This is a genomic window from Nitrobacter sp. MLSD-S21 (genome assembly GCF_058809865.1).
In genome coordinates, this window is record NZ_JBXASZ010000003.1 from 551,767 (window position 1) to 564,508 (window position 12,742).

The following is a 12,742-nucleotide window of genomic DNA, read 5'->3' on the forward strand; positions in this document are numbered from 1 at the left end:
TTGTTAGCGCGACGATGGAAATATCTCACGCATACCGCACCCGCTGGAAGCTTCAGAGTCTTTCACCGCTGTCGTGACGCACGGAAACTCCGCTGGTTATTCCGCTGGATGCAGCGGTGCCGGCGGCCCGTGGATTTCCGGCTCGCCCACCGGCTCCAATCCGCTCTTGTCGCGCCCGAGTATGCGCATCACGACGACGAAAAACACCGGCACCATCAAGAGCGCCAGCACCACCACCGCGATCATGCCGCCCATCACGCTGGTGCCGAGCGCCTGCTGGCTCGCTCCGCCTGCACCGCTTGCAACGACCATCGGCAGCACGCCGGAGACGAATGCAAGGCCGGTCATCAAAATCGGGCGGAAGCGCAGCGCGCACGCCTCCATCGTGGCTTCGATGAGCGGCTTGCCCTGCGCGCGCAAATCCTTGGCGAATTCGACGATAAGGATAGCGTCCTTGGCCGCTAGGCCGATGATGGTGACGAGTCCGACGGTGAAATAGACGTCGTTGGCAAGCCCGCGCGTTGTCGCCGCCAGCACCGCGCCGCAGATCCCGAGCGGCACCGTCAGCAACACTGCGAGCGGAATGGTCCAGCTTTCATAAAGCGCAGCCAGGCAGAGGAACACCACTAGCGCCGAGAGCGCGAGCAGGAACGGCGCCTGTGATCCCGACAACTTTTCCTGCAACGACTGACCGGTCCATTCATAGCCAAAGCCGCGCGGAAGACGATCAGCCAGCCGTTCCATCTCGGCGATCGCATCGCCGGAGGTGAAGCCCGCCCGCGCCTCTCCGGTGATGCGCATTGACGGATAGTAGTTGAAGCCGACGACCTGTGTCGGCCCCTTCGACCATTCGATGGAGGAGAAGGAGGAGAACGGAACCAGCCCCCCACTGCTGTTCTTGACGTTGTAGTTGAGGATGTCTTGCGCCGTGGTGCGGCCGTCGCGATCCGATTGCACGATCACGCGCTGCATCCGCCCGCGGTTGGGGAAGTCGTTGACATAGGTCGAGCCGAGATTGGTCGACATGGTATCGTTGATATCCTCGAACGTAACTCCCAGGGCGCTGGCCTTCTCGCGATCGATCGTGAGATTGACCTGCCCCGCCGACGGCAAACCCTCGACATAGACATTCTGCAGGATCGGACTGGCATTGGCCTCGGCGATCAGCTGAGCGGTCGCCTGCAACAACGCCGGGTAGCCTTTTTGGCCGCGATCCTGCAAACGGAAGCTAAAACCCGAAGAATTGCCGAGGTTGTCGATCGGCGGCGGCTGCAGCGCGGTGATCTTGGCGTCGCGTAGCGACAACAGATCGCGATTGGCATCAGCGACGATATTGGCGGCTGAATCTTTCTCAGGCCGCTCCGACCAGTCCTTCAGGGTAATAAACGCCTGCGCCGTGTTCATGCCCTGCCCCGAATAGGCAAAACCGGTCAGAAAAGTGACATCCTGAATCCCCGGCCGTTTGGCCAGGTATTTTTCGACCGCCTCCACAGCCGTTTCGGTGCGCCCGTGGGACGAATCCGCCGGCGTCTGCACGTCGGTCGTGATGAAGCCCTGATCGTCCACCGGCAGAAAGCCGGCGGGCAATCGAACGAAAGCCCAGACCAGAGCACCGACCAGAACGGCGTAAATCAGCATCAGGCGTCCGGTTCGCCTCAGCGACCAGCCGACCGTCGAGACATAGCGGCCACGCACGCTCTCCAGCGCGCGATTGAACCAGCCGAACAAGCCTCTGCGGGCGTGGGCGTGTCCGGCCTCTACGGGCTTGAGCAGCGTGGCGCACAGCGCCGGCGACAGCGACAGCGCCATCAGAGCAGAGAAGGCGATCGCGGAAACCACTGTGACGGAGAACTGCCTGTAGATGATGCCGACAGAGCCCGGAAAGAACGCCATCGGCACGAACACCGCCATCAGCACCAGCGTGATGCCGATGATGGCGCTCGTGATCTGCGACATCGCCTTACGCGCCGCTTCCTTGGGCGGCAGTCCCTCCTCCGCCATGATGCGCTCGACATTCTCCACCACGACGATGGCGTCGTCGACCAGAATGCCGATCGCCAGCACCATGCCGAACATTGTCAGCATGTTGATGGAATAGCCGGCGATTAGCAGCACCGAACAGGTGCCGAGCAGCGCTACCGGCACCACGATGATCGGGATGATCGTGTAACGGATGTTCTGCAGGAACAGAAACATCACGAGAAACACCAGCACCACCGCCTCGATCAGCGTATGCACGACCTTTTCGATCGAGGCTTCCACCACGGGCGTGATGTTGTAAGGGATACCGTAGGCGATATTCGCCGGAAAGAACTTCGAAAGTTCCTTCATCTTGGCTTCCACCGCGCTCGCGGTGGCAAGCGCGTTGGCGCCCGGCGCGAGCAGCACCGAAAGACCCGCGGTCGGCTTGCCGTTGAGGCGAGTGGTGAATCGGTAATCCATGCCGCCAACCTCGACCCGCGCCACGTCGCGCAGGCGTACGGCGGAGCCGTCGCGGTTGGCGCGCAGCAAAATGGAGCCGAATTCCTCGGGCGTGGTGAGTTGCCCCTTGACCAATACCAGCGCCGCAGTTTTCTGCCCGTCCCGGCTCGGCGGTCCACCGACGCTGCCCGAAGCCACCTGCGCGTTCTGCGCCGCAATCGCCTTGGTAACGTCTTCCGACGTCAGATCGTAGCCAACGAGCTTTTCTGGATCGAGCCAGACTCGCAACGAGCGTTCGGTGGAGAACAGTGTGGCCCGGCCGACGCCAGGGATACGCCGGATTTCCCCGATGATGTTACGGGTCATAAAATCGCCGAGGCCGACCTCATCCAGACTGCCGTCTGTCGAACGCAGCGTGATGATCTGCAACACCGCGCTCGAGGCTTCCTGGACCAGGATGCCTTCCTTCAGCACGGCCGCGGGCAAGCGAGCCTCGATGCGCTTGATGCGATTCTGCACGTCCACCGACGCGAGAGCCGTGGAGGTGCCGGGAACAAAGAACGCGGTGATCTCAACCTGCCCCAGAGAATCACTGGTGGATTCGAAATTGAGGATGCCCGTCGCGCCGTTGAGCTGTTCCTCGATCAGGCGCGTGACGCTGTTATAAAGGTTCTCCGGCGAGGCGCCGGGATACACGGTCGCGACCGAGATCGAAGGCGGCGCGATGATCGGATACTGCGCGATGCCCAGGAATGGAATCGAAATCGTGCCGATCAAACAGATGAACAGCGCGACGACCCACGCGAAGATCGGCCGGTCGATGAAGAAAGCCGGCATGCGTTACCGCCGCGCGGACGCTGTCTCGCCCGCCAGCGCTCCGGTCTCCCGCGAAGCATCGGCTTCCGTCCACATCACGGCGCTGACCTTGTCGCCCGCCGTGAACTTCTGGAAGCCTTCCACCACAACACGGTCGCCCGCCTTCAGCCCGTGGCTCACCATGGAGTGACCGTGTTGGACGGCAGCCGTCCGGATCGGACGCACGATGACGCGACCGTCGTCTCTGACGACATAGACCTCGCTGCCGCCGCTGGCGTCGCGTTGCACCGCCTGTTGCGGAACGGCGATGGCATCGCTGTCGACGCCCTGCTCCAGCAGCACGCGAACGTACATGCCTGGCAGCAACTCGCGCTTCGGATTCGTAAATTCGCCGCGCAGCGTCACCTGACCGGTCGAGGCATCGACCTTAGCTTCAGAAAACAGGAACTTTCCGGGCACCGGGTAGAGCGTTCCATCGTCGAGCACGAGGCGGACCTTTGCAGCGCCCGGTGCGATGCGCTCCAGTTCGCCGGTCTCGAATGCACGACGCAGATTATTTAGCTCCGACACTGACTGGGTGAAGTCGGCATAAATCGTGTCGAGTTGCTGCACGGTCGCGAGGCTTGCCGCATCGTTCTGAATAACAAGCGCACCCTCCGTCACCTGAGCCGCGCCGACCACGCCGTCGATCGGCGCACGAATGGTGGTGTAATCAAGATGGAGCCGTGCTCGCGCCAAGTCCGCCTTGCGGCCAGCGACATCCGCCGCTGCCTGACGCATGTTAGCGATCGCCCTCTCGTTTTCGGCCTCTGAGGTGGCATGGCGGGCGGTCAGTTTCTCGATACGCCTCGCATGATGCGATGCCTGCTCGAATACGGCATTAGCCTTTGCCAGCGACGCCTCCGCGGCCTGCACTTCGACCGCGAACGGCTCCGGATCGATCTGATACAGCGAGGCGCCCGCCTTCACTTCGCTGCCCTGCTGAAACAGCCGCTTGGTAATAATGCCGGAAACCCGTGGGCGTACTTCTGCAACCCGTAACGGCGAGATGCGGCCCGGCAGTTCGCGAACGATCGCATGCGGTTTCGGAACCACCGTGACGACGCTGACTTCGGGGATAACCGCTTTCACCGAAGCTTCGGCCGTAGCGGGCTCATCACAGCCGCCAAGGAGCGGCGACAGTCCGGCGAGCAAAATAGCCACCAACGTCAGACGTGAATTGAATCTTGGCATTGGAACTTGGAAACCTCGTATTCGCAAAGTGAAATACGAATCCGCCGCCCGCGAAGCGCTATGCTTCGCAGCCTGATGCGCGAATCCGTATCAATATCCCCTGAAGCAGGTTAGACGAGAACGACTGCGACGCAATAAGATTCGTTGGCGGCGCAATGTCACATGACACTATCGGTTTGAGATCACTCCGATTTCTCGGATTCAAACAGTCGTGATCAGGTTCCATTCGAATTGAAAGAAAATGGTAACGCGCGTGCGTTCCGAGCGTGTCGTTTGATCGCCACGAGGCGAAGCACAAAGATTGACCAGAGCAGCAATGTCTTTCGGCACGAGACAGACGAGCCGCGAGATAACGAAGGCTATCTCATCGAGTCGGGTCGGTCCGCACAGTTGAAACCGCGACGCGCGTCTAAGCCTCACAGTAGTCTGCACGACGTCTTCGACACAAAAGAAACGCAACGATTGAAAGCTCTTGGTGCTGCAAAACAGCGACGACAAAATAGTTGGAAGAGCTATTTTTTGCCGGCGACACCGTGCCATAATGCGGCTTGTCTCGACTTCCTCGCCTCTCCTTGATGGGTTAAGCAAGTTCGCTCATGGCGCAAGGCACCGCTCCCCGCTCCGCACCGGAGATCGAACCGACCAAGCTAGCGCCGCCCCGGATATTTCTGGTGCGCATGGTCGTGTTCATTGTGCTGTGCGCGCTGGTACTGATCGTTCTTTACAAGCAGACCGTTTCCGCCTTCTTCGCCAACCCCAGTCTCAACGCGCTGATCGTAGGCGTGCTGACGATCGGAATCGTTTTTGCATTCCGGCAGGTGATCCGACTCTATCCGGAAGTCGCATGGGTCAACAATTTCCGCGTCGCCAATCCGGGCCGGGCCACTGACCGGAGGCCGCGACTGCTGGCTCCGATGGCCGCGATTCTCGGCGGCGAACGCACCGGGCGGATGTCGATCTCCCAGCAGACGATGCGGCATCTGCTCGATTCCATCGCCACCCGGCTCGACGAAGCCCGCGACATCTCCCGCTACATGATGGGTCTGTTGGTCTTCCTGGGCCTGCTCGGCACGTTCTGGGGCTTGATCGAAACTGTCGGCTCCGTCGGCAAGGTGATAGACGGCCTGAAGATCGGCGGCGACACCGGGTCCATGTTCGAGACGCTGAAAGAAGGTCTCGCTGCGCCGCTCGGCGGCATGGGCATTTCGTTTTCGTCGTCGCTGTTCGGCCTCGCCGGATCGCTGATTCTCGGCTTTCTCGATCTGCAATCCAGTCAAGCGCAGAACCGCTTCTATACCGACCTTGAGGACTGGCTCGCTACCACCGTTCGCGAATATAGCGGCGAGGCCCGGGCTGATCCGGCCGCCGAAATAAAAGCTGCGATTGAACGGCTTCGCGTCACCGTCGAGAAGACGGGATCCGGCCATGAGACCACCTCCGCAATGGCGAGTCTTGCAGAAGCCATTCAGGGGCTCGTCAGCCATATGCGGACCGAACAGCAGTTGGTTCGCGAATGGGCGGACGAACAGGGCGAGCAAAACCGCGAGATCAAAAAGCTGCTTCAGTACCTCGCACAGCCGCCGGATGACGACCAACTGACCGTCCCGTTTACCCCGACCGCTGCTTCGCGGCCGGCGCCTTCCTCCGCGGAGGGAGGGGCACAATCTTAAGAGAAACATCATGGCCCTAGCACGCGGGCGCCGGAACGAGAGCGGATTCAACTACTGGCCAGGATTCGTTGATGCCCTCTCGACGCTGGTGCTCGCGATCGTTTTCCTGCTGTCTGTGTTTCTGGTGGTGCAGTTCTTCCTGTCGCAGGAAGTCTCGGGCAAGGACAAGGCACTGGAGCAACTCAATGCCAGGATCGCTCAATTGACCGATCTGCTGTCGCTGGAAAAGCTCGGCAAGGTCAGCCTCGGCGACGAGGTCAGCCAGTTGCGTGCGGGTCTCGTATCGGCCGAAGCCGAGCGCGATCGGATCAAGGGACTTTATGAGGGCCTCGCCGGCGCGGGTAACGATGCCGCGGGCCGCAACAGCCAATTGAACAAGGCGCTGGATTCCGAAAAGCAGCTTTCGGCTCGCGCGCTGGCGCAGGTCGAGGTGCTGACACAACAGATCAGCGCGCTGCGCCGACAACTGGCGGCGCTGGAGAACGCACTCGACGTCTCCGAGAAAAAAGACAAAGAGTCGCAGAACCGCATCGCTGATCTCGGCCAACGGCTGAACGTCGCACTGGCAAAGCGAGTGCAGGAGCTGTCTCGCTACCGCTCGGAATTTTTTGGACGCTTGCGCGCCATTCTCGGTAACCGGCCTGATATTCGAATTGTCGGCGACCGTTTTGTTTTCCAGTCAGAGGTCTTTTTCGATACTGCGCAGGCGACGCTTCTGCCGGAAGGAAAATCCGAACTCGATAAGGTTGCCGGCGCGCTGACCGATCTCGACAAACAGATCCCAAGCGAGATCGCCTGGGTGCTGCGCGTGGACGGCCACACCGACGTCAGGCCCATCAATAGCCCGGTCTTCAAGTCGAACTGGGACTTGTCGGCGGCGCGCGCGATCTCGGTGGTGCAGTATCTGGTATCGCTCGGCGTGCCGCCGCAACGCCTGGTCGCTGCGGGCTTCGGCGAGTTCCAGCCGCTCGATCCCGGCGCGACGGAAGACGCCTTCAAGCGCAACCGCCGTATTGAACTGAAGCTCACCGAGCGGTAAGAGTATGATCCCGAAAGGTGGAACTCCGGTTGTCGGGGAAATCATGCCCAAACAAGAAACCGAGTCGTTCAAACTCAGACCCTACGCGCCAGCCGACGAAGACGCCACGATCGCTTTGTGGCAGGCGACGTGGCAACAAACCTACCCCGCGATCGATCTCGCGGCACGCGTGCCGTGGTGGCGCGAACGCTGGCGCAACGAGCTTGTACCCAACGCCGAAATCATTGTTGCCGAACAATCCGGAGAGCTGGCAGGTTTCATCACCATCGATGCGGCGGGCTATCTCGACCAGCTCGTGGTCGCACCCGAGCACTGGGGCGGCGATATTGCAAACGCCCTGATGGACGAGACGAAACGGCTATCGCCGGCGGGAATTACGTTGCTGGTCAACTCCGACAACGGCCGCGCCATCCGCTTCTACGCGCGCAACGGATTCGTCCACGCGGGCGACGATGTCAATCCAACGTCGGGACGGCTGGTCAACCGTATGGAATGGAAACCGTGACGCCCGTATTTGAGTCGCCGTGGCCGGGCATGACGCAGCATTGCGTCACACACCCTCGAACTGCAGCCGCGCCAGGCGCGCATACAGTCCATTGGCGGCGACCAGCGAGGCGTGCGTGCCCTGCTCCACGATCCGTCCCTGATCCATGACCATGATCCGGTCGCATGACAGCACGGTAGCGAGACGATGCGCGATCACCAGCGTGGTGCGGTGCTTCATCAGTTCTTCCAGCGCGGTCTGCACCAAAGTCTCCGATTCGGCGTCGAGCGACGACGTCGCCTCATCCAGCAGCAAGAGAGGCGCGTCGCGCAGGATTGCGCGGGCGATGGCGATACGCTGGCGTTGTCCGCCGGACAGCGTCACGCCGCGTTCGCCGAGCAGCGCCTCGAAGCCACCGGGCAACCGGCAGATGAACTCCGTGGCATGGGCCAGCTCGGCGGCACGCTCGACCTCGGCATCGGACGCATCCGGCCGACCGAAGCGGATATTCTCGCGGGCGGACGCGGCAAAGATCACCGATTCCTGCGGCACCAGCGCGATGCGGGCACGAACCTCGCGTGGATCGGCGGTGCGCAGCGGAACGCCATCGAACGAGATGGTGCCGGCGGCGGGATCGTAGAACCGCAGCAGCAGGTGAAATATTGTACTTTTTCCTGCGCCTGACGGGCCGACGATGGCAACCTTCTCACCGGCCTTCACGGCCAGCGAGACACCGTCCAGCACCTTGACCTGCGGGCGCGACGGATATGCGAAGCTGACGTTGTCCAGCGTGACATCGCCGCGCGCCGGCGCCGGCAGAGCGCGCGGTGATGGCGGCGCCGCGATCACTGGCTTGACGCGAAGCAACTCGAAGAGGCGCTCGGCCGCACCGGAGGCGGCGGCAACCTCGCCCCAGACTTCACTGAGCTGGCCGAGACCGGTCGCGGCGAACGCGGCATACAGCACAAACTGGCCGAGACGGCCCGGCGTCATGTCGCCACTCAGCACGTCGCGCGAACCGATCCAGAGGATCAGGACCACGCTGGTGAAAACGATGAAGATGATGATCGCGGTCAGCACGGCACGGGCGCGCGCCGAATTGCGCGCCGCCAGATAGGCCTGCTCGACTTCGCCGCCGAAACGGACATCGGCGAGCCGCTCGTTGGTATAGGCCTGCACCGTCCTGATTCCGCCGACCAGTTCGGAGGCATAGGCCGTGGCTTCCGCGAGATTATCCTGCGCGCTCCGCGACAGGCGGCGCACCCAGCGTCCGAATGCGACCAGCGGCAGGACGATCAGCGGGATAGCCGCCAGCACCAGGCCGGACAGGCGCGGGCTGGTGATCACCATCATCGAGGCCGCGCCGAGGAACAGCACGACGTTGCGTAACGCGACCGATATCGAGGAACCGACCGCGGACTTGATCTGGGTTGTATCGGCCGTCAGCCGCGAGACCAGTTCGCCGCTGCGGGCGGTGTCGAAAAACACCGGCGACAGCGAGATCAGGTGGGCGAACACGTCGCGCCTCAGATCGGAGACGATGCGCTCGCCGGTGGTGGTCACCAAAAAATAACGCGCCGCGCTGGCGCCGGCGAGGACGGCGACAACACCGATCATCATGGTGAAGTAGCTGTTGATCATCGCGACGCCTTCGGACGTGAAGCCGAAGTCGATGATCCGGCGCACTGCGAGCGGCACGACCAGCGTCGTCAGCGCGGCGACGACCAAGGCGACAAGCGCAAGCAGCGCCCGACCGCGGTAGCGGGCGATATAAGGCAAGAGCGCGAGAAGCGGGCGCAACCGAGTGCCGCCGCGTGCGCCGGCGTCCGGCGGCGAGGCCTGATCCGCCATGACAGGTGCGACCGGCTCGGGTCCGGCCTTTGAGGGACCGTCGAGCGGCAGAGTGACGGCCGCGGATTTCGAGGTATTTTCACGCACTTCTACCGGACTCATCGCCTGACCACGCTATTGCTGATAAGGCAACCTAATATGCCCCCCCGCGCACGCTGGCAAATGCACAGGCGCGCTTGTCCGTCAAACCTTGGTGCGATATAGAGCGGACCAAATCCGCCCAAAACCATCCGCCCTGCAAGGACACGTCATGAAAGCCGAAATTCACCCGGATTATCATACAATTAAGGTCGTGATGACCGACGGAACAGAGTACCTGACCCGTTCCACCTGGGGCAAGGACGGCGATACGCTGAACCTCGACATCGATTCCAAGTCGCATCCAGCATGGACCGGCGGTTCCCAACAGATTCTCGACCGCGGCGGCCGCGTCTCCCGGTTCCAGAAAAAATTCTCGGGCTTCCTCAAGAAGGACTGAGTTTAAAACTCAATCCGAGATCGCGTCATTGCGAGGCGCATCATGCCGGAACAATCCGGACGTTCTGAGGAGACCCGCTTAGCGGGTCTTTTATCGGTTGGCCGGCCCGCCGGCTCGCATGACATCGGAAATGATCGCGTTCCATCAAGAGGTGAAGCGCTCTCGTCGCGCTACGCCTTCAAAAAACATGCGGCACGACGGCCGAGACCATCCCGTTGCGACTTTCTCGGTAGGGTTAGCCGGTCTGGCGCTCGAATGCTTCCCTGAGACGGTCGAGTTGCGACACCAGCGGATTACCGGCCGTCCCATGCTCTACAGGCGGCGCATGGATGGTGGTATCGAGGCGCCGTACCCGCGCCTGCAAATTCATCGACCGCTCGATCAGATCCTGCAACTGCCACGGCAATTTTGCGATCATGTCCTGCGCACCGGGATCCGCCGCCGACAGCTTGACCCTGGTCTTTTCGCGATTGGCCTGTGCCAGCGTCATCTCGCCTTCCTTCACGGCGCGATGCAGCAAGAGCCACGAAGCGAGTTGCATCAACCGAGTGGTCAGCCTCATGCTTTCGGTGGCGTAGGTCAGGCTGACTGAACGTTCGAGCGATTTCGCCTCGGTGCGGCCATCACCATCGAGATAGGCAGCGGTTTCCTCGACCAGATCCATGCCTTCCCGGAACAAGGCGGTGAATACGGAAGAGCCGGCGAGATGTTCGCTGAACTGGACAAGACCGCTGTCGCCTGCCGATGGATCGAACATGGTTCACGCCTCACGCAGTGTCCGCAAGTGAAATCCGGTTACCGTAAGAAAATTCATTAAATCAATAACTTACGTACACCCTGATCGCGACGGCCGGTATCCATTTTTCGAATACACCTTTGGCCGCCTGCCGGCTTCTTCGCGCCGACTTATGATGAACAAATCATTGCGCGCCGCGGAGCGGGAGTCCAGCGCCAGATATCGGCAAGGATTAATAAGGGTTAATATTCAAGGCGACATTGCGAGGATAACGCCAAGCAAAATGACGCAGTAAGATGACGCAGGCAAAAAAAGAGCCGCCGTTTCCGGCGGCCTGAAGTTGATAACAGGGAGGCGTCAAACAGAGTGGACAGGAAGCCACTCGGTGTCCAATGAAGGACATTTCAGTCATAGTCGGGAAAGCTTAATTAATCGTAAACGAACGAATTTCTTCAGCTTTTGTTTGCAGTTTGGGCAGGGCTCTCCCCGGTCATGCAGGCACCGGGGGAACCGGTCGGACCAATCCGGACCGAATACATCTCTCAAGACTTGAAAAAACGGTCAGCCGCATCCTTCGAGGCGCGCTTCTTCACTTCAGCCGCCCGCAGGCGCTGGATCTCGGCCGTCAGCAACGCGATACGGTCCTCGAGTTCGTTCACCGAAAGCAGCGAGAGATCCTGCCCGATGTCATGCGTGATCTTTTTCCTGGGTTCGTCGTCATCGATGGTCATGCGTCCGTCCCGCTGCGGCTCAAGAGCCCGTCGTCACAGGTTTTTCCAGTTCGCGGCCGGCTGTCCAGAGCTTATTCGCTTCTCATGCAATCCGAGGCCCGACCGTGACGAGTTTGTCGGTGACGGGCTTCTCACACGAATTGGTACGCACGTCGCTTGAAAACGCTATAGTCAGCATCGGACCGTCTTTCCCGCGCTTTCCCCGGTGACGACCCATGGATAAGCCACCAGTGCAAATGACCGCCATCGGCATCAGCAAGCCCGGTGGCCCGGAGGTTCTTGTGCCGGAGATTCGTCCGGTTCCCTCACCCGGCACAAACGAAATCCTGATCAAGGTCGCGGTGGCCGGCGTCAACCGGCCGGATATCCTACAGCGCTCCGGCAGCTATCCCCCACCACCCGGCACCAGCGATCTGCCCGGCCTGGAAGTCGCTGGCGAGATAGCTGCGCTTGGCGAAGGCGCGAGCAAGTATCAACTCGGCGACAAAGTGATGTCGCTGGTCTCGGGCGGCGGATACGCACAATACTGCGTCGCGCATGAGTCGATCGCGATGCCGATCCCTCTCGGGTTCTCCATGATTGAAGCCGGCGCTACACCGGAAACCCTGATGACGGTGTGGCACAATGTGTTCGAACGCGGCGCATTGAAAGCAGGCGAGACGTTGCTAATACACGGCGGTTCATCGGGCATCGGCACTATGGCGATTCAACTCGCCAAGGCGTTCGGTGCAAGGACGATCGTGACCGTCGGATCAAAGGAGAAGGCAGACGCCTGTCTTAGCCTTGGTGCCGATCACGCCATCAACTACAAACTCCAGGATTTCGTCGCGGAGGTGAAGGCGATGACGGCCGGCGCAGGCGCCAATCTCATCCTCGATATGGTCGGCGGCGACTACATCGAGAAGAACTATGATGCCGCCGCGCTCGAGGGCCGCATCGTGCAGATCGCATTTCTCAATGGTGCGAAGGCAACCGTTAATTTCGCCAGGCTGATGATGAAGCGGCTGCACCATACCGGTTCGACGCTGCGGCCGCGGTCGGTTGCAGACAAGGCCTTGATGGTCGGCGCCATCGAAGCCAAAGTGCTGCCCTTGATGCACGACGGACGAATCAAGCCGCTGATCGACAGCAGCTTCCCGCTCGACAAGGCAGCGGAAGCTCATCGGCGGATGGAAACCAGCGCGCATGTGGGCAAAATTGTGTTGACAGTTTAGATTCCTGCGAACCTGCGGGAGCCTATAATTCCTTTTGAAATTATGTCATCTATCTCGCGCGGTCGGCTG

Annotated in this window: 10 protein-coding genes; 5 read left to right on the plus strand and 5 right to left on the minus strand. The window is 61.0% G+C overall.

The features are described 5' to 3' along the window. Positions 1-96 precede the first annotated feature (96 nt). Positions 97-3,258: a multidrug efflux RND transporter permease subunit gene (locus AC1RT6_RS12625; RefSeq protein WP_079448017.1), complete on the minus strand. Its 3,162-nt coding sequence runs from the start codon at positions 3,256-3,258 to the stop codon at positions 97-99. Between the two features lie 3 nt (positions 3,259-3,261). After that, positions 3,262-4,470: an efflux RND transporter periplasmic adaptor subunit gene (locus tag AC1RT6_RS12630; protein ID WP_173816039.1), complete on the minus strand. Its 1,209-nt coding sequence runs from the start codon at positions 4,468-4,470 to the stop codon at positions 3,262-3,264. Positions 4,471-5,066: 596 nt separating this feature from the next. On the opposite strand from AC1RT6_RS12630, the gene AC1RT6_RS12635 reads away from it, so the two are divergent. From AC1RT6_RS12635 to AC1RT6_RS12645, 3 genes are read left to right on the plus strand one after another with little or no spacing between them, the layout of a single operon-like run. After that, a complete protein-coding gene (locus AC1RT6_RS12635) occupies positions 5,067-6,140 on the plus strand; it encodes a flagellar motor protein MotA (protein WP_079448019.1) in 1,074 nt (357 codons plus the stop codon). Positions 6,141-6,150: 10 nt separating this feature from the next. Further along, entirely contained in the window at positions 6,151-7,179 is a 1,029-nt protein-coding gene (locus tag AC1RT6_RS12640) for a peptidoglycan -binding protein (RefSeq protein ID WP_079448020.1), read from the plus strand. Positions 7,180-7,222: 43 nt separating this feature from the next. Continuing rightward, positions 7,223-7,684 (plus strand): GNAT family N-acetyltransferase, encoded by a 462-nt coding sequence (locus tag AC1RT6_RS12645; protein ID WP_472790639.1) that lies wholly within the window; start codon positions 7,223-7,225, stop codon positions 7,682-7,684. Between the two features lie 45 nt (positions 7,685-7,729). Here AC1RT6_RS12645 and AC1RT6_RS12650 read toward each other — a convergent pair whose 3' ends face one another. Next, positions 7,730-9,514 (minus strand): ABC transporter transmembrane domain-containing protein, encoded by a 1,785-nt coding sequence (locus tag AC1RT6_RS12650; RefSeq protein WP_079448126.1) that lies wholly within the window; start codon positions 9,512-9,514, stop codon positions 7,730-7,732. Positions 9,515-9,764: 250 nt separating this feature from the next. Between AC1RT6_RS12650 and rpmE the strand changes: the two genes are divergently transcribed. Then, on the plus strand, positions 9,765-9,992 hold the full coding sequence (rpmE, locus tag AC1RT6_RS12655) for a 50S ribosomal protein L31 (protein WP_079448021.1): 228 nt from the start codon (positions 9,765-9,767) through the stop codon (positions 9,990-9,992). 235 nt (positions 9,993-10,227) lie between these two features. Here the strand turns inward: rpmE and rcdA are convergent, their stop codons facing one another. Together rcdA and AC1RT6_RS12665 are read right to left on the minus strand one after the other, a co-directional pair. Continuing rightward, positions 10,228-10,749 carry a protease adaptor protein RcdA gene (gene rcdA, locus AC1RT6_RS12660; RefSeq protein ID WP_079448022.1) on the minus strand — a complete coding sequence of 174 codons (522 nt, stop codon included), beginning with the start codon at positions 10,747-10,749 and terminating at the stop codon, positions 10,228-10,230. A 521-nt stretch (positions 10,750-11,270) separates the two neighbouring features. Then, a complete protein-coding gene (locus tag AC1RT6_RS12665) occupies positions 11,271-11,459 on the minus strand; it encodes a DUF1192 domain-containing protein (protein WP_079448023.1) in 189 nt (62 codons plus the stop codon). Between the two features lie 215 nt (positions 11,460-11,674). On the opposite strand from AC1RT6_RS12665, the gene AC1RT6_RS12670 reads away from it, so the two are divergent. Beyond that, entirely contained in the window at positions 11,675-12,673 is a 999-nt protein-coding gene (locus AC1RT6_RS12670; protein ID WP_079448024.1) for an NAD(P)H-quinone oxidoreductase, read from the plus strand. Positions 12,674-12,742: the final 69 nt, after the last annotated feature.